Origin of the sequence: Vibrio sp. AND4 (assembly GCF_000171815.1) — a bacterium.
In the GTDB taxonomy this organism is placed as follows: Bacteria; Pseudomonadota; Gammaproteobacteria; order Enterobacterales; family Vibrionaceae; genus Vibrio.
Genome location: NZ_ABGR01000001.1, coordinates 368,870 through 391,278 on the forward strand (window position 1 = coordinate 368,870; position 22,409 = coordinate 391,278).

Here is a 22,409-nt window from a genome sequence, read left to right on the forward strand (position 1 = left end):
AGTCATAACTATGGAAAACAGACAGTTAGCAACCTTGGTCATTGTGGAACATAATCACCAATCACTTTCAGTAGACACGCTTCGTACACTGAGTGCTGCGTCCCAGATCCAGCAAGACGGGATAGCTTTGCCTGTCACAGCGCTGTTAGTTGGTTATCAATGTGATTCAGTGTTGGATGAGTTGAAGTGCGTGCAAGGTATCTCGCAGATCATTTTGGCCGATGCGGTAGAATATAAATACTCACTTGCAGAAAATTTCTCAGCCCTGATCGCTGATATTAGTGAGGGTTTTTCGCACATCCTTGCCCCTGCGAGTACCTTTGGTAAGAACCTGATGCCCCGTGTTGCAGCCCTGCTAGATGTTGGGCAATTGTCGGATGTAATTGCGATTGAGTCTCTTGATACGGTTGTCCGACCTATCTATGCCGGTAATGCGCTAGCCAGAGTTCGATCGGACGATGCTGTCAAAGTGATGACGATTCGAAGCTCTGCGTTTGACGCTATTACTGTGTCTGAATCTCCAATGGTTGAGAACATCATGACGTTGGAAACGGTAATTAATTCAGAGCACAGTGAGTTCGTCTCTCAACAAAAAGCTGAAAGTGAGAGGCCAGAGTTGCCAGCGGCGAACGTTGTGGTCTCTGGTGGCCGCGGTTTAGGTAGCAAAGAGAGCTTTGCGCTGGTAGAACAGCTTGCGGATAAGCTTAGTGGGGCGATTGGAGCGTCGCGTGCTGCGGTGGACGCAGGCTTTGTCTCTAATGATTTGCAAGTAGGGCAAACGGGAAAGATTGTTGCGCCACAGCTGTACATTGCCGTGGGCATTTCCGGCGCCATTCAGCATTTAGCAGGGATGAAGGATTCCAAGGTGATTGTGGCGATCAACAGTGATCCTGAAGCCCCGATTTTTCAAATCGCGGACTATGGTTTGGTTGGTGATTTGTTTGAGATTATGCCAGAGTTGTTAGAGCAGCTTTAAGGTCACTCTCCCTTGTTCAATATTTTAAGTCGTCATTCTGAATAGTGAGGAATGAGCGTGATTCAGAATCTATCATCAAAGTTCGTAGAGGATTCACTATTATGAAAGCCCCTCAGTGTGCTTTGCCGATGGATTTTCCTAGTCGCGCCTAGGCTTACTGGAAAGACGCGCTGGGATTTTCACTTTAAACTCGTCCTCATAACAAAAGGGCTTCCAATCGGAAGCCCTTGCTTATTTTTAAAGAATACTAATTATACGCTCGGTCTCCTCAAGTGTTCTACCAAGGACTTGGTGAACCTGGCCGCTTCACCACCAGTGCATGCGCGGTGATCGAAGGTAATCGACAACGGCATCGCTTTAACTGCAACGGCTTGTCCGTCTTGAATTACCACTTTATCTATTATCCTGCCAGCACCGACAATCGCAACTTGCGGAGGTGTCACGACTGGCGTTGCATAAATACCAGCAATTGCACCGAAGTTTGACAGCGTAATGGTCGCGTGTTGCAGTTGTTCACGGCTAACCTTGCGCTCACGTATGCCTCGTACGGTTTGGTCCAGCCACCGACGTACATCTTGCGGTTCGTATTCATCAGCGTGCCTCAGAACAGGGACATACAAACCATACTGGCTGTCGACGGCAATACCAATGTTTACGGCGCTATGGACACAGCGTGTCATGGTTTCGGCATCGAACCATGCATTCATGGCGGGCTCTTCCCGACACGCATAAACTATGGCTTGGACAAGACGAATACTGATGTCTTCGCCTTGCTTCCAACCATCCAAGACGGCCTCCTCTGTAATGGTGACTGCCGCGACATTATGGTGAGAGTCTGCCATGGTCGACACCATGGTCCGACGTGCCCCTTTCAGTACCTCAGTTCCAGGACGTTGCTTGCCAGCTTCGTCATAAATATCTGAATCAAGGATTAAACCGTCAGGGCCGCTGCCTTTCACCTGCGTTAAATCGACCCCAAGCTTGTTCGCTAATAAACGCGCAGAAGGAAGAGCACAGATGAGGTTATCAGGAGAGGGGGTATGTTCACCGCCAATCCAAAAATCATCCACATTGACATTGTGTGCGTGCTGAGAAACATTACCCACAACCGTTGCGGCATCGGCCGTTTGCTTTTGTTGTGAGACTGTATTTTTTGCCCCAGTTTCATCAATTTCTAGCAGTAGTGCACCAATATTGATGACATCACCTTCTTCACCGTGACGACTCACGATACGACCACCATAAGGTGCAGGCACATCAACCGTCGCTTTTGCAGTTTCTACGGTAAGCACCACTTGGTCGAGTTGGACCATATCACCGACACTGATATGCCATTTTACAATCTCTGATTCAGCGAGACCCTCGCCAAGATCGGGTAAGTTAAAGGTTTTCATTTCCAATCCTCCATGAGTTCGCGCGCGGCCAGTACAATGTCTTCTTCCTGAATCATGTAATAATCTTCGTTGCGGTAGTAGGGCATAATGGTATCCATACCAGTGATACGTTTTGGTGGCGCCTTGAGTAGGCACAAAGCATGTTCTGCGGTTCTGGCAAGTAGCTCTGACCCAACACCACAGGTTTTACTTGCTTCGTGTACCACTAGGAGGCGTCCAGTTTTCTCTAGCGAACGGAAAATGGTTGCGGTGTCTATTGGTTTGATACTCGCTAAATCGATCACTTCAACCTCGATACCTTGATGAGATAGTGTTTGAGCCGCTTGCAGTGATTCGACCACGCAAGCGCCCCAAGTTACTAATGTTATGTCGCGGCCTTTACGTAAGGTAAAGCAAGTATCTAGAGGAAGTGCCTCGCCGTTATCAATCACTTCTGATTTTACTGTGCGATAGATGCGTTTCGGCTCAAAGAACATCACCGGATCATTGCTACGGATGGCAGCTAGGAGCAGTCCATAAGCACGTTGCGGTGATGAAGGAATGACAACCTTAAATCCTGCAGTATGAGCAAACAAAGCTTCGACACTTTCGGAGTGATGTTCTGGTGCGTGAATACCGCCACCAAAGGGCGCGCGGAATACTGCAGGGCAGGTAAGACGACCACGAGTTCGGTTACGCATTCGCGCGGCGTGACACATTAAATGCTCCAGAGCGGGGAAGACAAAACCTTGGAATTGAAACTCTGCCACTGGACGTAAGCCTTGCGATGCCATCCCGATGGTAACACCGCCAATAAGTGCTTCTGCCAAGGGCGTATCGATAACACGCTTGAGACCGTATTTTTGCTTGAGACCGACAGTGGCGCGAAATACACCGCCGTTGTCGCCTACATCTTCACCAAGCACGATAACACTTTGATCATGTTCCATTTCATGGTGCAGTGCGAGGTTCACTGCTTCAACTAATGTGAGCTCAGCCATGCTTCCCTCCCTGCATTCGCATTGCTTTGTTGATCAGTTCATCCCTTTGCGCGTGAAGCTCGTTTGGAAGGGAGTCATAAAGAAAATCAAAGCCTGTTTCTGGCGCTTGGTTCGGCATGTTTAAATAACGTTCAACGGCGAGTGCAACTTGTTCTTGGCAGTGGACTTGCCACGCACTCTCTCTATCATCGCTCCAAGCACCTTGAGTGGTTAGAAAGGATTTAAGACGCTGTATTGGCTCATATTGCCACGCAATCCTAACTTCATCCTCACTGCGGTAACGTGTCGCATCGTCGGCTGTTGTGTGGTCGCTTAAACGGTAACTCACGGCTTCAATTAATGTTGCTCCTTTGCCTTTTCTCGCTCGATCGAGGGCGGCCATTGTGGCATCAAAAACGGCAATGATGTCATTGCCGTCCACTGTAATGCCGGGAATGCCGGCGCCTTTGGCTTTTTCCGACAAAAACTCCGCAGCGCATTGTAAGGTGCGTGGAACTGAGATAGCCCACTGGTTATTGTTTACGACAAAGACCAATGGTATGTTCCATGCACCAGCGCAGTTTATGGACTCTAGAAAATCACCTTTGGACGTTCCCCCATCACCACACATCACTAAAGCGGCATCGTGATTACTTTGAATTTTGAGGGCAGCCGCAACCCCAACCGCGTGAGTACATTGGGTTGCTATCGGAACACAGAAGGGAAGATCCTTGCTAGGAAAAGGACTGCCTTCTGGGGCGAAATCGCTACCGCGTTCATCACCTCCCCAATACTGCAGGTTCTTTTCCATGCCGACTCCACGACACCACATGGCGGGCATATCGCGATAGTAGGGTATAAAGACATCACTGGCTTTCAGTGCTCTGCCGACCGCAATCCCAATAGCTTCCGAGCCAAGGTGAGAAGGGTAGGTGCCCAATTTGCCAGTGCGTTGTAGGGCAACTGCTTTGTTGTCGTAGATACGAGTTAACACCATGTCTTGGTAAAAACCAACCAGTGTTTCTAGGTCAGCCCAGTTGGGTAGTTGGCTGACGAGGTTCCCATTATGGTCGATAAACCGATGCATGGGTAATGCCTGAACGTTCATCTCAAGCTCCTTTTGAAGCTGCGAGTCTTTTGGACGGCAGCTACTTATGGTTAGATCAAAGCCTGTATGGGTACTCAGGCTTCGATATCAGCGCAAAAGGTCATACCTAGAACTGCCGTTGTTTTGTTAGATATCGACATACTTTCCTTCGTCTCTCTAGCAAAACGGTATTCCGATAAAACGCAAGGCACCGCATAATACTGCTGTTTACAACGCCTTATCCAGAAATGAAACTCGGTATAACCTGATACACTAAGTGTAAACAAAATGTTAAATTATGCTTTGATTTAAGTGGTTTTACTTAGTAAAATGTCACGTACACTGCGCTTTTCTAGGATAAAACACTGCATTTTAGATTTGTACGATTTCAAAGTTGAAGGGATTCACTGAGGAGGAAGTGAAATTTGTAATAAAATTGTTTTGTTAGATTTTACGTATTGCACGCTTTATCAGCAGTTTGAGGCGATAATAAAGTGTAGTTGTCACGCTTTAATGCTTGAACAGTACTTGTGACTTCCCAATGCTATGATATGAAGGTAGTGTGACTACTGATTAAAGCTTTTTATACACATGGAGAAGTTATGTACCACGTTCATGTTTACTTTCCACTTCAGCAACAAGATAAAGCTCAAGCACTCAACGAGATCATTCGTCAGGAACGCCAAGATGTATTGCGAGTATCTCCGTTGGTGTGCAAGTTAGTCGGCCCACATAAGATGCCAATGTTTGAACTGCATATTGAATCGGTCAGTGATGAGTTTCTTGCTTGGCTTGATACCATCAGAGGTAACTTTTCAGTTTTAATTCATCCTGTGACGGAAAACGAGCTTCGTGATCACACTGAACGGGCGATTTGGTTGGGTCGTGAGCTGGGTGTGTTTGAGGAGAAGCTCGAAATATAAATCACGGATTAGGCCGCTTCTTCCCTCCTATTTGGCCTACCTAGATTCAGCAAGTTCACTCGTCATATGCTACACCTTATTCATCATACTGATAAAATGGTCATTGGTTAAGGGTGCGATTTTAGCGTTTAATAAAGCGTTAAAATAAGGCTGAGTATTAAAAAGAAGTGGTTCTACTGTCATTGGTAGTGAAAAAGACATTTCTGGAGGGGTGGGGTATGCTGACGATACTCTTAGTCATGCTCGTGCTGTATATATTCTGGCTTTTGTTTCGTAATGGCCATGTACTTGCTGAGCGGGAGTCATGTAAAAAACGTAATTGGGTAGGCCCGACATCGAATCAAGCAGAATGGCAGGGCTATTGTTCCGAAGTCTTTCATCCGTTCAGTTCTCAAACCACCTTTTATGCAATCGCATATTTTGCCAATTATGTTGCCGCAGCAAACGCTATTTCTTGGTCCATAGTTAGCGAAGGAGATCACTCTTTTATTGTTAGTCGCTTTGGCAGCTATTTTGCCCTCAATACTCATGATGCTTTGTTGGCGTCAGGGTTTATCGCATTAGCTTGCTTCATCATTAATTGGCAAATGGCAGTTCATTGTGCGGAGATCATGAGCCAATATTTGGTGCGTTTCGTGGTCATTAGCCGCACACGATTTGTCGCAATGAGCTTGGTGTTCTGCAGTTACTTTGCATACCTACTAACCATCGGAATATTCTGGTTGTTCCATGACGGTTACTCTATTTGGTATGGGCTCACACTTACTCCGATATTTCTGTTTTTTGCCTTGTTTCTTGCGGTTGTGTTGCCATCGATGAAAAAAGAGTCTGTGGAGAAAGAGTAAGCGCCACTTAACATATTGAGGTGCAGTAGTAATTCCCCACAGATTAGGGTAGCATTGCCGACCTTTTTTCGTCAGTGGAGGGATTTATGTATATCGGTTTTGACTATGGCACCGCGAACTGTTCGGTTGCGAAAATGCAACAAGGTGAACCGCAACTTTTAAACCTCGAAGAGAATAGCCGTTACATTCCTTCCACCCTTTCTGCACCAACGCGTGAGTCGGTGTCTGAACACTTGTTTCGTCATCGCAGCATCAAACCATTCGATCAGGTTGGTGAGCAGGTCTTGCGTCGTGCTATTAACCTCAATCGTGAAGAAAGTATTGAACTTGAGCCAGAAGACATGGCGTTTGGCCAAGCTGCACTTAATCGCTATCTGCAAGATCCTCGCGATACCTACTACGTGAAATCACCAAAGTCTTTCCTTGGCGCTTCTGGTCTGCGTGATGTTCAGTTGAGTTTCTTTGAAGATCTGGTTTGCGCCATGATGGATAACATCAAAGCGCAAGCAGAAAACAGCGCGCAGCAAATCATTACTGATGCAGTGATTGGCCGCCCGATCAACTTCCACGGTCGTGGCGGTGAGACGGCAAATATTCAAGCTGAGGGCATTCTTTTAAGAGCAGCAAAACGTGCCGGTTTTCAGAATATCGAATTCCAATTTGAGCCGGTAGCCGCAGGTCTAGAATACGAAGCAACGTTAGCCGAAGATAAAACCATTCTGGTGGTCGATATCGGTGGTGGTACGACAGACTGTTCTTTGATTCAGATGGGACCATCTTGGCGAGGTAAAGCCGATCGTACAGCAAGCCTGTTGGCGCACAGTGGTCAACGTATTGGTGGTAACGATTTGGATATTGCGTTGGCGTTTAAACAACTGATGTTCCCATTCGGTATGGAGAGCAAGATGGAATCGGGCATCCTGATGCCAACCACGCAGTTCTGGAACCCAATAGCGATCAACAATGTGGAAGCGCAAAATGATTTTTACTCTCGTGAGAATTTAGCGGCGCTGAAGCTGCTGCACAAGCAAGCGCAAGAGCCTGAGAAGCTGGCTCGTTTGTTAGAGGTTTACCACGAGTCGCTGGGCTACAACATTGTGCGTCGTGCAGAAGAGGCTAAAGTCGCGTTGTCTGATCAAGCGTCTTACCGCGCAGGTATTAACTTGTTGTCTGAGCTGATTGAAGTGGATGTTCAACGCGACGAGATGATCGAAGCGATTGAATCACCGAAGAATAAGATGACGGCTTTGGTTACTGAAGCGGTAGAGCAAGCAGGTGTGAAACCGGATGCGATCTTTATGACGGGTGGTTCGGCACGTTCACCGATTTTGCGTGATGCTGTGCAGACCGTGCTGCCAAACATTCCGGTGGTGAGTGGCAACTACTTTGGTTCGGTCACCGCAGGTCTAGCGCGCTGGGCAGAGGTTTGTTTTAAGTAAGCTTGAGTTAGCTGTTATTAGATTCCTGATCTCGGCTAGTCTCGTCGTAATGACGAAGGTGGAGTTTGGCTAATGTGCTGAGAACGAAATCACTCAAACTGTGGCAGAAGATTAAATAGGGTCATTCCTTAGAGCGAGGAACGAACGAGTAGGGAATCTCTTAAGTGCTCAAATCAAAATCATAATAACCAAAATCAAAAGAGCCCGCTGAAGTAGCGGGCTCTTTTCGTTTAAGGGATTAATGATGGTGCGTATGCTTCTTCATGTGGTCTTTCTTCTCAATCGCCATTTCTACTTCCACTTTACCTGCTTTTTTGAACGTCAAAGTCACAGGGAAACGGTCGCCTTCTTTAAGTGTTTGGGTTGGGTTGAAGATCATTAGGTGGAAGCCGCCTGGCTTGAATTCCACTTTTTGCTGAGGCTCAACCACGACTTCATCAACCTTAATCATCTTCATCATGCCGTCTTCTTTGGTGTGAGTATGAATCTCCACGCGATCTGCAATCGGCGTTTCGGCTGCAATCAGTGCATCATCAGCATCGCCTAGGTTGCTTAACTGGAAGAAACCGCCAATCACTGGTGCATTTGGTGGGGCTTCGCGGCTCCATGGGTGTTCAATATGAATTTGACCAGATTTGTAATCGTGAGCAAGGCTCAGTGGACTAATTAGAAAAGCGATAAGAGCGATGGCTGTAATTTTGATTGTTTTTAGCATTGGCGTTTTCCTTTTTATATTCTGAGTATTTCCATACGCTAGAATAGTGAGGCTTTAGACGGGGAATACTAACAAACGAGCAAAGAGTTGTGTTTATAAGTTTATGAAATGGTGATCTGAGTGTGCTTTATTTGTTTTGTGATTGTTTACCTCAAAGGTATTATCTCAGAGGGTGCTGTTTAGCATCTATTATATAGGCCAACAATAGGCTTGATTGGCAAGATTTCTCATAATTTCCGCCTATTTTTGACAGTATGTTTAAGAGTTTGGTCGTATCTTATTGCGCATACCATGAAGTATTCGTGAAGAAATGTAAGCTTATGAAAGTATTGATTGTAGATGATAACCACAATATCTCAGAGACAATTGCTGATTATCTAGAATTGGAAGGGATGACGATAGATTGCGCTTACCATGGAGAGGCTGCGCTAAATTTAATCCAAGAAAATCACTACGATGTGATCATTATGGACATCATGATGCCAAAACTTGATGGCATCAGTACGGTTGAAACACTTCGCCAAGAGCTCCTGTGTGGTACACCGATTCTAATCCTGAGCGCCAAAGATACCTTAGACGATAAAGTTGCGGCATTTAATGCTGGTGGTGATGATTTTTTGATGAAACCTTTTGCTATGCAAGAGTTGAGCTTGAGAGTCCGAGCCTTGGCAAACCGCGGCCCAAGACAAGACATAGGTACACTAGAGTTTGCAGACATTAGTTTGAACGCCAGCACTGATGAAGTGAGCCGCATGGGTAAGCACATCAAACTCAGTCGTATTCAAACCCAAATCCTTAAGCTGTTACTGAAGCGTGCGCCGTCTGTTGTTTCTCGCACCGAAGTGACCGAAAAAGTATGGGGTGATGAGCCACCGAGTAGTGATGCATTGAGGAGTCATATCTATGGCTTACGAACAGCAATCGACAAAGGATTTGATAATTCAAGATTAGAGACGATTCATGGACAAGGTTACAGACTCAAAGCATAAAGAATACCCAAGTATCTATCGTAAAATTCGCTGGGGTTTCGGTTTGATGACTTTTGCTATGTTTACGCTGTTTTGGTCGCTGATCTACATCGCTGAGAACAAACTTGAAGTATTGAGTTTGCATCATTGGCTGGATACAGAAATGGCGCTCTACAAAACCAATTACCAAAATCAGGGGTGGGATGCACCTTTACCCAATATGCTGGAATTTGACTCATATTGGAGTGAGGCGCCCACGCCGGAGTGGCTGCTGTCGTTTACGTTTCCTGGTTATTACGAGTATCTCCTAGGGGATGAGGATAAGCATTTTGTGGTGTTTAAGCACCCATCTGGACAAGGTCTCATGTACATTGTTTTCCAAGATGACTCAGACGACTATTTGGATGATTACGAGAGCTCCTTGCACCAATTCACTTTTCTCTTAGGTGGCTTGTTCTTTATTATCATGGTCTCTTATGGTGTTTACATGGTGCATATTCTTTCTCGACCGTTAGCGAAAATCGAGGATAAGATTGGCCGAATGCAACCGGATAAACCTCAGTTTAAAGTTGATACGAAATTCAGTGAAACTCGTCATATCGAGCAGACGTTACTCGACAGTAAAAATGAAATCGCGAGTTATTTTGTCCGTGAGCAAGAGTTCAGTCGATTCGCTTCCCATGAACTTCGCACGCCAATCATGGTGATTAAAGGCTCTGCGGATATCCTAGATCGGGTACCGGAGCAGGTACCGATCGCAGAGAAGGCCGTAGCGCGTATTCAATCCGCCTGTGATGAAATGCGGGTATTAACTGAAGTGTTCTTGCTACTGGGGAAAGAGAAGGTCGAGGCCCAGCATTACGCGAACCACGTTTTATTAGTTTGCTTGAATAAACAATTGGCTGAATTGGCGCCATTGTTTGCTAAGCAAGGCGCACAGTACAAGCTAGAAGAGACAGATAGTTGCGTGGTGTATGCTCCCGAAAGCTTTGTCACTATCGTGATTAACAACTTGATCAAGAATGCGTTCAGTTACAGTATCGGAGATATTGAGATTACTCTCGGTGGTACTCAGTTAACCATAGTTAACCGTCACGATGGTAATGAGACGTACAACGCTGGGTATGGTTGTGGTTTAGTGATTGTTGAGCGTATCTGCGAACGTATGAGTTGGTCTTTTGAACTTAACGACGATGGTGTGAGGTTTACTGCCAAAGTGAATTTTTACAATTAAAACTGACTGTTTGTGTTTAAGCCAAGTCAACGGATAAATGAAAAGAAAATGCCTTAACGTGTGTTAAGGCATTTTTATTGTTTAACTTACCAGTTATTGTGAGTGATATTTACCACTGTTGAGTTCAATTTTAGACGCTTGTACGCGACTGTCGGCATTTAGATAGTCACTAATGCCCAGAAGGTCTTGATCATCCGAGGCTTTAAAAACGGCGGATTCACCTCGTGCAAAAACGACTTCAAGTTTGAGGTCCTGAGCTACAGCTTTTGCGTCTGCCCGGTTTTTTACCGTAACAAAAATAAGTCCAGTTGCCTTAGATACGTGACTAAACGCACTTTTAAATACTTCGTCGCCAGCGTGCAGCTCTGCCACTTCGGCAAGGCTATCAACAGAAAGTTTTCGGTAATCTTGACCGTTAATTTTTACGGAATCAGACGCCACAAACAGTTCAGGTGTTGGCTGCTGAAGCAATTTTTGCTCAGCTTGGACCGCCGATGCCGCTGACGTTAGAGCCAGAATAGATAATGTGATTAATTTCATGTTAGTGACTCCTTAGTGACCGAAAATACGCATAGACCAGTTTTTAATAACGCCAGGTTTTGCATTGTTTGCCATAGGTACATCGTAGATTGCGGAAGAATTAAAATAGGCAATGAATGAGAACACCTCATCGCCGTTGGTATCGATTGCTCGCAGTGTCCATTCACCTTTTGCGTTTTCACCGTAGAATTGGTTAGAGAGCATTAATTGGTTTTCATACCCGACGATAGATGGGTCCAGTGATTGGCCAACTAGGCCGTTACGTGGCGTTTGTAAAACAGAGCGCGTTCCCGATGGAGAAAGTAGCTCGATTGCCAAATCTGGTAGACGAGAGTGCTCAAGTGTTAATTTCACTTGTACTGATTCGACAGTGATGTCATCGGTCACATCAATCACTGAAGAACCACCTGCCAAGCTTGCGTCTGGAACACTGACTTTCGTCGCATTGTTCGTCCAAGGTGTAATGATCTGTTTTGGCAAAACATTGTTCGTCATACGAGCACGCTTCATTGCTTCATCTAGGTTGACCGCGCCAAAACCATAGAAGGTATGGAAGTCAACGCCAGCGGCGTTTTTCTGCCATGGCGAAATCGCCTCGTAGCTCACTAAGTCACCTTGGTTATTAACGAACTCCAGTTGAACGCCTGGGTGTTCTTTGTTTGTTACGCTGGCTGTTTCTGCAATTAACGCGCGAACATCGCGAGCGGTTAGCGCGTGGTTTGTCGACATGACTGCAGCAATTACACCGGAGGTGTTTGGTGCTGCTGATGACGTACCATTCATTGTGCTGGTGTAGTTACAATTTGGGTCTTGGTCAGTACCACCATGCAGGCCGTTAATACCGATATCGTCACTGGTGTTTTGACCTTCTTCACACCCCATCAAGTCGGTGGTCAGCATTGCAGGAAAATCTTGACCGTATTCGCCAGCGGGTGCCGCAACCCAGACATTTGAGCCGACTGAAGAATAACTGGCACGAGTACCATTTGCACGCAATGCGCTGGTTACTAGGTTGTAGTAGTTCGAATTGTCGTAAGACTGCGCTGCGTTGTGCATAGGTAGCCCGTTGTTGTTACCGCCAGAGAAAAAATTACTCGGCAATACAAAGAATCGACCCGTATTGAAGTAGCGATAACCGTTACCTGCTGATTTGACGAATAAGGCACCACGACCCCAAGCGTTATTCTCGCTAACGTCCTGCATGACATCCAATTCTAATTTGAACTGAGGGTCGTTTTCATCGAAAGTAATCGGGGAAAGGGGGCTAAAGCCATAACTTTGGTTGAATACGCGAACGTCGCTCGTTGACGTGTCTGCACCGTGAGAGATTAACCAACCTTCAGTAGTTTGATTTGCGAGCCAGTTAAAGCCCAAAAGGGAAGAGCGAGAAGCGACACCGCGAACGCCTTCGTTGTTGTTACCAACAGCACTGATGAGACCAGCAACCGCTGTCCCGTGCCCATTGTTATCAACTGGATATTCAGCTGGGTAGGTAGAATCTTCAATGAAGTTCTTGCTGCCCTCGACAACGTTAGCTGCAAGATCTGGGTGATCGATCTGTACACCGGAGTCTATGACAGCGACTTTTACACCGACACCTGCAATGCCCATTGCTTGTGTCAGTTTAGTGTTTAAATCATTACCAGCGATGGCAGGATTTGCTGCGAATGCAGATTGGCCAATGTTGTTTAAGTGCCATTGCTCTGGGTAGAGCGGATCGTTAGCCGAAACGGCAGGTGCTAGGCCTACTGCCAACATTGCAGTAAATAGGCGATTAATGCGTGTTTCCATTTTTGACCTCATGTCTTTGTTAGGAACTTTAATACCTGTTCGATATTCCTTTAAGCAGGTATTAATAAAGTTAACGATTACAAATGGAAACGAAAACGGGTCACGCCTTATTTAGTTTTATTTTTCGACGCACGACATTATCTTGGTAATGAGTGCTTGAGTTCATATTGGTATCTAGATAAGAGCAGAAGAGGTTGCGTGTTTAAAAAGCAGAAAATTTAGTGCTTTTTTCTGCTTTTTATAGAATTGATTGGTTTATATAGCAGGTCGTGTGGTTGGCTTAGGTTCTGTAGGGCCTTGTTCTTTATTAAAAAGTAGGCCGTCAACGACTTTTTCTATGTAGGTCATCTTATATTCCTGATCACACCAACGTTTGTTTAAACCGCGGCGGTTAAACTCAGCGCCTATTGCCACGCGTGTTTGACTAGATGCCCGTTGGTAATATAACGTTTCGCATAATTGTATGTTACTCATTTGCTGAGCGTACACATTGACACTACTGCTTCTCATCCCTAATTGTGCGGCTTGTTGATTGCTGCATGCCACTAATATAAAGGGGGACAGTACAGCGAGAATCCATTTTTTTTTCATTGTGTTTTCTATGACGTCGAGTGAATTTGATACTGGTTTCGACCAGATTGCTTAGCATTATACAGAGCTTGATCTGCAGCCAGAAACCATTGGTCCCATTGGTTTTTCATACTTTGCGCACTAAGTTCATTAACTGCGCCGATTGAGATCGTCGCGCTTAGTGAGTCAGAGTCAACCACGAGGTTACTGTTTTCTACAGCAAGTCGCAAACGCTCTAGTGTTTTTGCACAGTCGGCAGCAAGTTTAATTTCAAAAAGTAGTACGAACTCTTCGCCCCCCCAACGAACAAGTAAATCATCCGCACGAGTTGCCTCGTCGAGCGCATGTGCAACGTTCAGCAGCATTTTGTCCCCAATATCATGGCCGAATTGGTCATTGAAGGCTTTGAAGTGGTCGATATCGATGACGGCAAGGGCGAACTTGCGGTCGGGGCTTCGACGTGCCATTTTATCCAGCCAACTGGTGAGATAGCGACGATTATACACTTTAGTTAATGGGTCTGTGGTATTTTGCTGCGCCAGTTCCTCGTTCACTTTATTCATTTGGTGTATATAACCAAATAACCAAAAACTCGCGGCGGCAATTACGAGAAAATAAAAGTTTTCACGGTAGCGCTGGGATTTTAGCTCAGAGGCTTGAAGTGCGTTCTTTGCTTCGAGAAGGGTTAATTCGTTCTGGGCCAGTTTTGCTTCAAGGTTGAGTTTTATGTTAATCATCTCCTCATCATGAGCATGGCTATCAAAGCTTCTTTCTAAGTCTCTTAAACGGTCCAAGTTATCGAACGCTTTTTCAAAGTCCTTTAACTTTTGATAGGAACGAACAAGCACTAAATAGGCGGTCATTTGTTGCTGGGTTTCTTCGCTTGTCGTTTCACTCAGGCTATTTAATGCTGCAGTAGCACTCTTAATCGCTTGCTTATATTTACCATCTTTAAGGTAAGTTTCAGCAAATGCTTCGTAACAGACGGACTTTAAGCCTTTTAAATGCTGTGGGTTCGGAAGCTCCAAGCATGCCTGTGCAAGCTCATAAGACTCCTCTATCCTGTCAAGTTCACTGAGAATTCGGGATAAGTTGGCGATTGAATTGTGTTTGATTTTAACAGAACCGGTCTCCATCGAGAGTTTAGCTGCTTTATCGAAATCACGCTCTGACTCTTCGTGTTTCCCCATACCATAGTTGATAATACTTGAGTTCGCATACATGATGGCAAGGAACAGAGTATTATTGTACGTATTTTTACTGTTTAGGTATCCGTTAATGGCTTTGTCTAGATAGGTTTTGGCTTGTTGCCAGTCTGACAGTTCCACGTAAAGTGAAGCGATGTTATTGAGTGTCATGGCGATTTGGATTTCAAACTCAGATCCCTCAAGTAAATCGTAAGCCGTTTGGTAATGCTTTAACCCCGTTTGTATTTGAGAACGCTGAACTTCGGCATTACCTAGCCAACGGTAAGCTCGACCCGTGAGAGAGTGGTAACCAATTTGGCGAGAGATATTGATGACGTCATGTAAAAGGAGTTCGGCTTGCCACACTTCATCCGAGTCTAAGAGTTCAATAGCTTGGTTTAGCTTAGCTTCTGCTACCACCCAAGGTAATTTATTTCGTTTACCGAACTCAATAAGATCAGGGGATTGATCAACAGGAATACCTTCGTAACGTTCTAAATAAATGCGGCCGAAATAATAAAGAGCCTGTGAATCTGCTGATGCGTTTTTGGGTAATGTTAAGTTGACTAGACTGATTGCGTTAGGTCGATCGATAGAGTTGAAATAAAACTCCAACATCGACTCGTCTTTTATCGAGAGGTTATGTCTTAGATAGCTTTCTGCCTTTGCATTAATCGCTGCTAAGCTTTCCGTTGAATACAGAAGACCAAACACAATCGGTATTAGGTACCGTAGCTTATTAAACGGTAATAGTTTTAGACGGTTGAACAAAGCGAAGCCTCAAATTGAAACACTTAAGAAGTCTAACATTTCTCTTCTACAAATAATTGCCATTGAGTTATTTGTCTCGGTATAAAAAAAAATGCGTGAAAGCAGATCACACAAATAATGGTTTTTTTACAAAAATAAATGAAGGGCTTCGTTAGCTGAAGAAAAATCAGTGGCTCCATGTTAGGTTTATTGCATAAGTATTATGATTTATGGCGTAGGACATAATTGAATTATTAATGCTTGAAGGCCAAGAAATACGGCGCAGAGGTTGTTGTTCGAGGAATATCTAGTCCGGCTAAGATTTCATATTAATGTCATAAATATTTAATATCAATATGCATTGTGCAAATGGATGTTTTAGGTGTAGTGTTATAGAGTGATAAAAAATTAGGCTTATAATCAGTGGTTAATAAAGGAGAACGCCTATGCATAACGAAATGATTCAACCTTGTTACCTTGGTATTATCGGACGTATTTGTATCGCGTCATTACTTATGATTGCCAGCGTTTTTACGGTTATATATTGAGATAGTCATCTATCGTGATCGAATAGAAACTTACAGCAAATTTCAGGGATTACCGGAACACAATTAGGTAATAATGATAAGGTATATCCCTGAAAATCGCCCCCAAGTTTTTGCTCTTAACGAGACAAACTAAAAATCAACGCGCTGACTGCGACAATTCCCATTACCAGCACAAAATAGTTTGACACTTTTCCACGATATTTCTGCAGCCCTTTTACCTTGTGAACGGCTAACATCGGCATAATGAATAATATCATTGCAATGATCGGGCCAGATAGCGACTCCATCATACCCAGAATACTTGGGTTTATGATCGCTGCAATCCAAATAGATACGAACAATACCATTACGCTGATGTAATCCACGCGTTGTTTTGGCATATCTGAATGCTTAGTTATCAATCCATTCAGGCTTTCTCGTGCCCCGAGGAAGTGACCAAGAAAAGAGGATGTTATCGCCACAAACGCAACAAATGGGCCTAACGCCGCAATAAAAGTGTTGTCCGTTACGTTCGCTAAGTAGGTTAACACAGACACATTTTGCTCTTTGGCCTGTGCCAATTGGTCCGGAGATAATGTCAGGACGCAAGAGAATACAAACAATAGGACAAACGCGATCAGCACAATGCCAGTGCGGCGCAAAATAAGCTCTGACTTCTCATCTGCCATCTTGCCATAGTGACGACGTTGCACGTTGGCAAAGCTTGAGATTGCAGCCGCATGACTGAAAGAGAAGATCACTACAGGTATTGCTAACCATATGGTGCTCGCAAATGAGGACATCTCTGGTACCACTGTATTCGGCATGTTCCAGTTTGGTATTAGGTAGAATGATAGAAACGCCAGGATGGCTATCAATGGGTAAACCATGATAGCAAAGGCACGCAGCATTACTCGTTCACCAGCCATCATGATTGAAATTAGACTAAATACTAAAACACCTGACAAAAGCACACGCGGTAATGGTTCCATACCTGCTTGATTGACCATAAAACTCTCAACGGTGTTAGTGATGCCAACGCCGTAGATAAGAAGGATTGGGAAGATGGAAAGGAAGTAAAGCAGTGAAATTACCCGGCCAGCTCTCGCGCCAAAATGCTCTTCTACCACATCAGTGAAGTCAGCGTTTTTTATCTCTGATGACAACACAAAGCGAGCGAGGCCTCTATGGGCTAAATAGGTCATTGGGTAGGCAAGAAGTGCCATGACAACCAGCGGCCAAAAACCACCTATACCCAAGTTAATTGGCAAGAATAGAATACCAGCGCCAACGGCAGTTCCAAACAGGCTTAATAGCCAGTGAGTGTCGTGTTTTGTCCAAGTACTATCGGTGGCTAATTTACCTAGATTTAACGCATATCGAGAATCTTTCACTTAAAACTCGCTTTTATAAAAATAATAATCGCGCGAATGTTATATGTTTCAGTGATATTTATCACATTGACTCAGTGGTGAATCATGCTAGTGAAAAGGTGATGATGCAAACTATCAAACCAATAACTTTGCGAAAGTGCGATATATAATTTTGTTTATTTATATGTAAACCAGATTTATATCGTAATTTTCTATGGATTTGTAGTTTTTGATATTGTGGCCATGAATTCGTAGACTACATCGTAATTTAGGCGATGAGATGTATTAGTCATTTAAAAAGTGAACGTTCAACTCTGTATACCCCGTTGAGTCATCCATCTTTCTTGTAAATCTCAGCTTTGAGTAGCAATGAAGGATAAGCTCTGCTGTGGTATCAATCACAGTGCCTTCCATTAAATGACCGCCCCAGATCTGCCCACTTCGATCAGAAGCTGAGATATGAATGTGTTGATGCTCGGGTGTCAAAGTGCCCATGATAGAGACAATTTCAAATGGCTCTTGTTTGTTTAACGCACTTTCCGCGCCCGCCAAACGAAGGTTGAGTTCAGAGATACATCCAACACATGAAGCGATTGAACCTGCTGTGATTCCGTGTTTATCGACGAGTTTTGCTATGCTCTGCTTCAAATCCATGCCTTTGGTGAGGCGTACTGCTATTACTTCAATCGACATGTTATTTCCTAATCAAAACCGGCCAGCAGGTCTGCGCGGACCCAAAGTCACACTAAACAAACAAGCGTTAAAAGTGTTTTACAGTAGTCTTTTTACTGAACATTTAAATACTAGCGATAGTGTAACTTTAACGATTGCTTAGAAGAAGAGAAAATCGATGAATTGTGACACGATGCTAAACCTTAATGACGTTGTCGTTGGGTGCTCATATTGTCTTCTTTCGTGTACTGCTCTTCAATTTTCGGTTTTCTCTTCTTTTTCTTGCCTTCTTCTATAATTAGAGTTGTTAATAAGTTACCTCAATTGGTTCCTTCAATGTTTGAAGCATTGCGCTGTTAGTCCACTATTACTCGATTTCTTCCCGTAATGAAGGACATCAAGTAACAAGGAGAAGGTATGTGTATTCGAAGTAGAACCATCAATGCTGTGGTGTGTATGTTACTCGTTGCTTCGGCGTGCGGATTCGTTGCTATGTATCAAAGCCACATTGAGCAACATCAGAAAATTGAGCAGCTACGAGTCCAATTGATGGAAAAAGAACATCAAATAGTTATCTCTAATGAAGCGTTGTCCTATGTTCGTTATCAACATCAGCTTCTAGCAGAAGATTACAGACGTTTTAGAGATGAGCAATCCATGAATGGCATGCTGCAATAATACAAGCAAGGAAAGGCATGAAATCTATATTGTTGGTCGACGACAGCAAAACGGTGCTCCTCTACATGACCAGTGCACTGCAAAAGCAGGGGTATGAAGTTGTTGCTGCAGAGGACGGTGATGCAGCGTTACAATTGCTGACTTATCGAACAGATATTCAGTTTGTGCTCAGTGACTTGATGATGCCGGGCCTCAATGGTTTCGAGCTGTGCCGTCAACTTAAGTCTTCTGCATTCTCACGTTATATTTTTTTTGTACTTTTGTCCTCATGTAACGATCAGGCATCCATCATTAAAGGCATGGATACAGGCGCTGATGACTTTATCGATAAGAAGACTTCTGTCGCTGAACTGCATGCGCGTATCCGAGCTGGCTTTCGCACACTGGAGCTGCATAACGCCCTTACTGCAAAGAACCAAGAACTCGCCCTCGCATATCAAACTATCCAACAAGACTTGGATTCTGCCGGCGAGTTAATGGCACAGCTTCTGCCCGCAGAGGAGCAGGTCCAGACTGCACAATTCAGCTATACCTACGTGCCTTGCACTAAGATCGGCGGAGATATGTTGGGATATCTAGAGCTTGATGACGTGCATGTCGCATTTTATGTCTTCGACGTTTCCGGGCATGGTATTTCTTCCGCTTTAATGGCGTTCTCTATTCAACAAACGCTGTCACAACGTAACAAGTCAGACTCAATAATCTTGGACTGGGGTGAGAACGAGTACCGTGTGCGTGAGCCAGTAGAAGTGATTGAAAGGCTTAATCGACGTTATCAACAATCGCCTAACAGTAAGCTCTATTTCACCATCGAATATGCTGTCTTAAATACTGAGACGGGTGAATTAAATTATTGTACTGCTGGGCATCCAAAATTTGTCTGGCAACGAGCTGCGCAGGATACTTTGAAACAAGTGGGGGATAACAATTTTATGGTCGGTGCATTGAAGTCAATAACGTATCAAGGCGGAAGTATCCATCTGAAGCCCAATGATGCACTTTGGTTTTTCTCTGATGGGCTGTTGGAAGCGAAACAAGATGATGAGCTTTATGGCATAGATAGACTGCTATCGAACATCGACGGCAGAAAACCGATGCCTGGAAATGCACAGACCAGTGCGGTGTTACAAAAAGTGCAAAGCTGGCAAGGTAAGACAGAAATGGATGACGATGTCACTCTGTTAAGAGTGCAATGGTTGGGGCCAGAACAGTTTAAACGCCACGAGTCACCGTGTATTTTGCTCCAGAAATCCTATCAAGCGTCTTTAGAGACTTCACGACAAGGCGGTAGGGATTTACTTGAATTCCTTGAGCGACACTCAGTTTCTCATCATGTTGCTCAAGCACTGGAGCTGTGTGTGGTTGAATTGATGAATAATGCTTATATTCATGCTTATCGGGAGCAGAAGGGAAATAAGGTCGAGTTAGAATGTGAAGTATCGACAGGGAAAATCGCATTTGTTGAATTGCGCGTGGCTGATTATGGTCTGCGTATCGACGACGGTGTCTTCCAACGTTACGTCGAGCAACAGATTGAGGCTCCGAGCTTATTTGATGAGGTTTGTTGGTTACCTTCAGGGCGAGGGTTGATGTTAATTGCTCATATGTCTGATTCGCTTTCGGTAGGCAGCCAAGCGGGACGAAACGTTTTTACGGTGAATCGATCACTTTAGTGAGACTTTACTTGGTTTCGAATGCTCTTTCATCAGTTCTACTGGCGGAAGTCCTCAGTCTGTAAGTCGCTTTTTGAGCTTTCTTTGCTGAAACAGGGACACAGAATTTCCAGCAAAGCTTTGAAACAAAGATCTCAAATACTCATTGTTTAAACTTTAAGCCCAAGATGTTATAACATAACAATTGGTGTTCTAAATTGATTTAAGTATTATGAAGTTTGTCCGCTACTCACTCATTGCTATCGCTGTCACTGCATTCTCTCTCGCTGCCTATCTCACCGATCAATTAAAAATGAAAGCAGACGAAATAGCCGTCAAGGTCACACCTTATTCCGATCTGGAAACTCACCCATTCAACGCACCTAAAGTCGATGAGCGGGCGACAAATACTGAGTTTGTTGCAGCAAGCAATAAAAATATTGCGCGAATTCATTACTTCGTCAAAGTGGGTGACACGCTGAGTAAGATTTTCTCTTCATGGGGTATCCCTTACGAAACCACACAAAAGCTTCTCGAAGCCGACTTATCCACACTTAAGCTCGACACTATCAAACCGGGCGACCATCTTGAGTTTTTGATAGATAAAAATACTGAGACACTCAACCAGGTGATTTTCCATGAGAGTCTTGTCGAACAAGCGATTTACAAGAAAAACGAAGATGGAACTTTTGATTATGATTTTGTCGAAGAGCCCGGAGAATGGCGCGAGGAGATGTACTCCGGTACGGTCAATGGCAGCTTTTCTTTGTCTGCGCACCAACAAGGCTTAACCACAACCCAGATTGCAAACATCACACAACTGCTACGCGATAAAGTGAATTTCGCTCGCGAACTTCGTGTTGGTGATTCTTTCTATGTGTTAGTTCGTCGCCAATATGTTAATGATCATTTAACGGGCAATACAGAAGTAAGAGGCATTGCCATAAATATGCGTGGTAAACATGTGGAAGCGTTTTTGGCGGAAGATGGACGCTTTTATGACCGCGATGGAAATAGCCTGGAGCAAGCGTTCAATCGTTACCCAATCGATAAGCAGTTTCGTCACATAACCTCATCATTTAATCCTCACCGAAAGCACCCTGTGACGGGGCGTATATCGCCACACAATGGCACAGACTTTGCCACGCCTGTCGGTTCGCCAGTTTACTCTATTGGAGATGGGAAAGTGATAGTGGTTCGTAATCATCCCTATGCCGGAAAATACTTGGTGATAGAACACAACAGTGTTTACAAAACTCGATATTTGCATTTGAGTCGCTTCTTGGTAAAGAAAGGCGATAGCGTAAAACGTGGACAGAAAATTGCGTTAGCGGGAGCAACAGGTCGACTAACGGGTCCACACTTACATTTTGAAGTTTTAGTTCGTAATCGAGCGGTAGACGCAATGAAAGCAGACTTACCATTAGTGAGCTCTATCCCGAGCAAAGATAAAACAGCATTTTTGGCAAGAGTTGCAGAGTTCGATGATATGGTTACCATCAGGAAAAAGACCAACAACAAAAAAGTTTGAGGCGACATCTGGACTCTTTGCACGCTAATTACGTTACTGCGGGTCCCCATTTTTTTAGAGTGGATGAAAAATAAATGGCAGAGAAATTAAATAGAGCAAAAGCGTAAAATTGTCAGCGAACTTAGATTTTACTTGGATAAATACTAAGGCTGTTTCGGATTGCTTAGTTTTTATTTTTCGGTTTTCTATAATATAGAATTAATACTCTATTTATTAATTTTTTATTAAAAGATATGTGATTTCATTGTCAAATTTAAGAATGGATAAATGGATAATAATCACTTTGCTATTTAATAATTATTTTAAATGTAATGGGTTAACACATTTGTCGAGCTTATTAATTGTGCGAAGCTAACGACGCGTTTGTCTCACGAATTTATGTTTTAGACTGTGTAAGCAAATATCTTTAAATGCTTGGTTACGCAATAACGACTTGGTTTGCAGACGCGGTGACGGTATAAAGAACTGGCGGGTTTTACTCGAAAGTTGTCTAAAAATCATACAAGATATGATCGTTCTATTGACCAAGTACCTTTGGGGAGTGAGTTTCCACACGCTTTTTGTATAAAAATATTAAAAATCAATAGCTTAATCTTTT

Annotated in this window: 19 protein-coding genes; 9 read left to right on the plus strand and 10 right to left on the minus strand. The window is 44.1% G+C overall.

What is annotated here, in order from left to right:
• Window positions 1–10 precede the first annotated feature (10 nt).
• Complete coding sequence (locus AND4_RS01575; protein ID WP_009841122.1) at window positions 11–976, plus strand: FAD-binding protein; 966 nt, start codon at window positions 11–13, stop codon at window positions 974–976.
• Between the two features lie 251 nt (window positions 977–1,227).
• Here the strand turns inward: AND4_RS01575 and AND4_RS01580 are convergent, their stop codons facing one another.
• From AND4_RS01580 to pdhA, 3 genes are read right to left on the minus strand one after another with little or no spacing between them, the layout of a single operon-like run.
• Window positions 1,228–2,370 (minus strand): dihydrolipoamide acetyltransferase family protein, encoded by a 1,143-nt coding sequence (locus AND4_RS01580; protein ID WP_009841123.1) that lies wholly within the window; start codon window positions 2,368–2,370, stop codon window positions 1,228–1,230.
• Complete coding sequence (locus AND4_RS01585) at window positions 2,367–3,350, minus strand: alpha-ketoacid dehydrogenase subunit beta (protein WP_009841124.1); 984 nt, start codon at window positions 3,348–3,350, stop codon at window positions 2,367–2,369. Before AND4_RS01585 ends, AND4_RS01580 begins: the two co-directional genes overlap by 4 nt.
• Window positions 3,343–4,437, minus strand: a complete 1,095-nt coding sequence (gene pdhA / locus AND4_RS01590) for a pyruvate dehydrogenase (acetyl-transferring) E1 component subunit alpha (protein WP_009841125.1) — start codon at window positions 4,435–4,437, stop codon at window positions 3,343–3,345. The genes AND4_RS01585 and pdhA overlap by 8 nt, the downstream gene beginning before the upstream one ends.
• A gap of 581 nt (window positions 4,438–5,018) precedes the next feature.
• On the opposite strand from pdhA, the gene AND4_RS01595 reads away from it, so the two are divergent.
• The 3 genes from AND4_RS01595 (at window position 5,019) to yegD (ending at window position 7,623) form a co-directional block, all read left to right on the plus strand.
• The gene (locus AND4_RS01595; protein WP_009841126.1) at window positions 5,019–5,339 is read left to right on the plus strand and encodes a DOPA 4,5-dioxygenase family protein; all 321 of its coding nucleotides are present in this window, start codon (window positions 5,019–5,021) and stop codon (window positions 5,337–5,339) included.
• A gap of 218 nt (window positions 5,340–5,557) precedes the next feature.
• Window positions 5,558–6,184 (plus strand): hypothetical protein, encoded by a 627-nt coding sequence (locus AND4_RS01600; RefSeq protein WP_009841127.1) that lies wholly within the window; start codon window positions 5,558–5,560, stop codon window positions 6,182–6,184.
• Between the two features lie 86 nt (window positions 6,185–6,270).
• Window positions 6,271–7,623 carry a molecular chaperone gene (yegD, locus tag AND4_RS01605; RefSeq protein WP_009841128.1) on the plus strand — a complete coding sequence of 451 codons (1,353 nt, stop codon included), beginning with the start codon at window positions 6,271–6,273 and terminating at the stop codon, window positions 7,621–7,623.
• Window positions 7,624–7,861: 238 nt separating this feature from the next.
• Here the strand turns inward: yegD and AND4_RS01610 are convergent, their stop codons facing one another.
• Window positions 7,862–8,338, minus strand: coding sequence for a copper chaperone PCu(A)C (locus AND4_RS01610; protein WP_009841129.1), 477 nt, complete (start codon window positions 8,336–8,338; stop codon window positions 7,862–7,864).
• Window positions 8,339–8,658: 320 nt separating this feature from the next.
• On the opposite strand from AND4_RS01610, the gene AND4_RS01615 reads away from it, so the two are divergent.
• Both AND4_RS01615 and AND4_RS01620 read left to right on the plus strand, forming a co-directional pair.
• Window positions 8,659–9,327: a response regulator transcription factor gene (locus AND4_RS01615; RefSeq protein ID WP_009841130.1), complete on the plus strand. Its 669-nt coding sequence runs from the start codon at window positions 8,659–8,661 to the stop codon at window positions 9,325–9,327.
• Window positions 9,299–10,540: a HAMP domain-containing sensor histidine kinase gene (locus tag AND4_RS01620; RefSeq protein ID WP_009841131.1), complete on the plus strand. Its 1,242-nt coding sequence runs from the start codon at window positions 9,299–9,301 to the stop codon at window positions 10,538–10,540. Before AND4_RS01615 ends, AND4_RS01620 begins: the two co-directional genes overlap by 29 nt.
• Before the next feature lie 93 nt (window positions 10,541–10,633).
• On the opposite strand, the gene AND4_RS01625 is transcribed toward AND4_RS01620, so the two are convergent.
• The 6 genes from AND4_RS01625 to AND4_RS01650 all read right to left on the minus strand — a co-directional run bounded on the left by AND4_RS01625 (window position 10,634) and on the right by AND4_RS01650 (window position 17,971).
• Entirely contained in the window at window positions 10,634–11,080 is a 447-nt protein-coding gene (locus AND4_RS01625; protein WP_009841132.1) for a hypothetical protein, read from the minus strand.
• A 12-nt stretch (window positions 11,081–11,092) separates the two neighbouring features.
• Entirely contained in the window at window positions 11,093–12,871 is a 1,779-nt protein-coding gene (locus AND4_RS01630) for a S8 family peptidase (protein WP_009841133.1), read from the minus strand.
• A 255-nt stretch (window positions 12,872–13,126) separates the two neighbouring features.
• Window positions 13,127–13,462 (minus strand): hypothetical protein, encoded by a 336-nt coding sequence (locus AND4_RS01635; protein ID WP_009841134.1) that lies wholly within the window; start codon window positions 13,460–13,462, stop codon window positions 13,127–13,129.
• An 8-nt stretch (window positions 13,463–13,470) separates the two neighbouring features.
• The gene (locus AND4_RS01640) at window positions 13,471–15,246 is read right to left on the minus strand and encodes a tetratricopeptide repeat-containing diguanylate cyclase (protein WP_009841135.1); all 1,776 of its coding nucleotides are present in this window, start codon (window positions 15,244–15,246) and stop codon (window positions 13,471–13,473) included.
• 796 nt (window positions 15,247–16,042) lie between these two features.
• Complete coding sequence (locus tag AND4_RS01645) at window positions 16,043–17,299, minus strand: aromatic amino acid transport family protein (RefSeq protein ID WP_009841137.1); 1,257 nt, start codon at window positions 17,297–17,299, stop codon at window positions 16,043–16,045.
• 264 nt (window positions 17,300–17,563) lie between these two features.
• Window positions 17,564–17,971 carry a PPC domain-containing DNA-binding protein gene (locus tag AND4_RS01650; RefSeq protein WP_009841138.1) on the minus strand — a complete coding sequence of 136 codons (408 nt, stop codon included), beginning with the start codon at window positions 17,969–17,971 and terminating at the stop codon, window positions 17,564–17,566.
• A 396-nt stretch (window positions 17,972–18,367) separates the two neighbouring features.
• Here AND4_RS01650 and AND4_RS01655 point away from each other — a divergent pair, with 396 nt between their 5' ends.
• The 3 genes from AND4_RS01655 to AND4_RS01665 all read left to right on the plus strand — a co-directional run bounded on the left by AND4_RS01655 (window position 18,368) and on the right by AND4_RS01665 (window position 21,811).
• Window positions 18,368–18,628: a hypothetical protein gene (locus tag AND4_RS01655; protein ID WP_009841139.1), complete on the plus strand. Its 261-nt coding sequence runs from the start codon at window positions 18,368–18,370 to the stop codon at window positions 18,626–18,628.
• Window positions 18,629–18,645: 17 nt separating this feature from the next.
• Window positions 18,646–20,301, plus strand: a complete 1,656-nt coding sequence (locus AND4_RS01660; RefSeq protein WP_009841140.1) for a SpoIIE family protein phosphatase — start codon at window positions 18,646–18,648, stop codon at window positions 20,299–20,301.
• A 211-nt stretch (window positions 20,302–20,512) separates the two neighbouring features.
• Window positions 20,513–21,811, plus strand: coding sequence for a peptidoglycan DD-metalloendopeptidase family protein (locus tag AND4_RS01665; RefSeq protein ID WP_009841141.1), 1,299 nt, complete (start codon window positions 20,513–20,515; stop codon window positions 21,809–21,811).
• The last annotated feature ends 598 nt before the right edge of the window (window positions 21,812–22,409 follow it).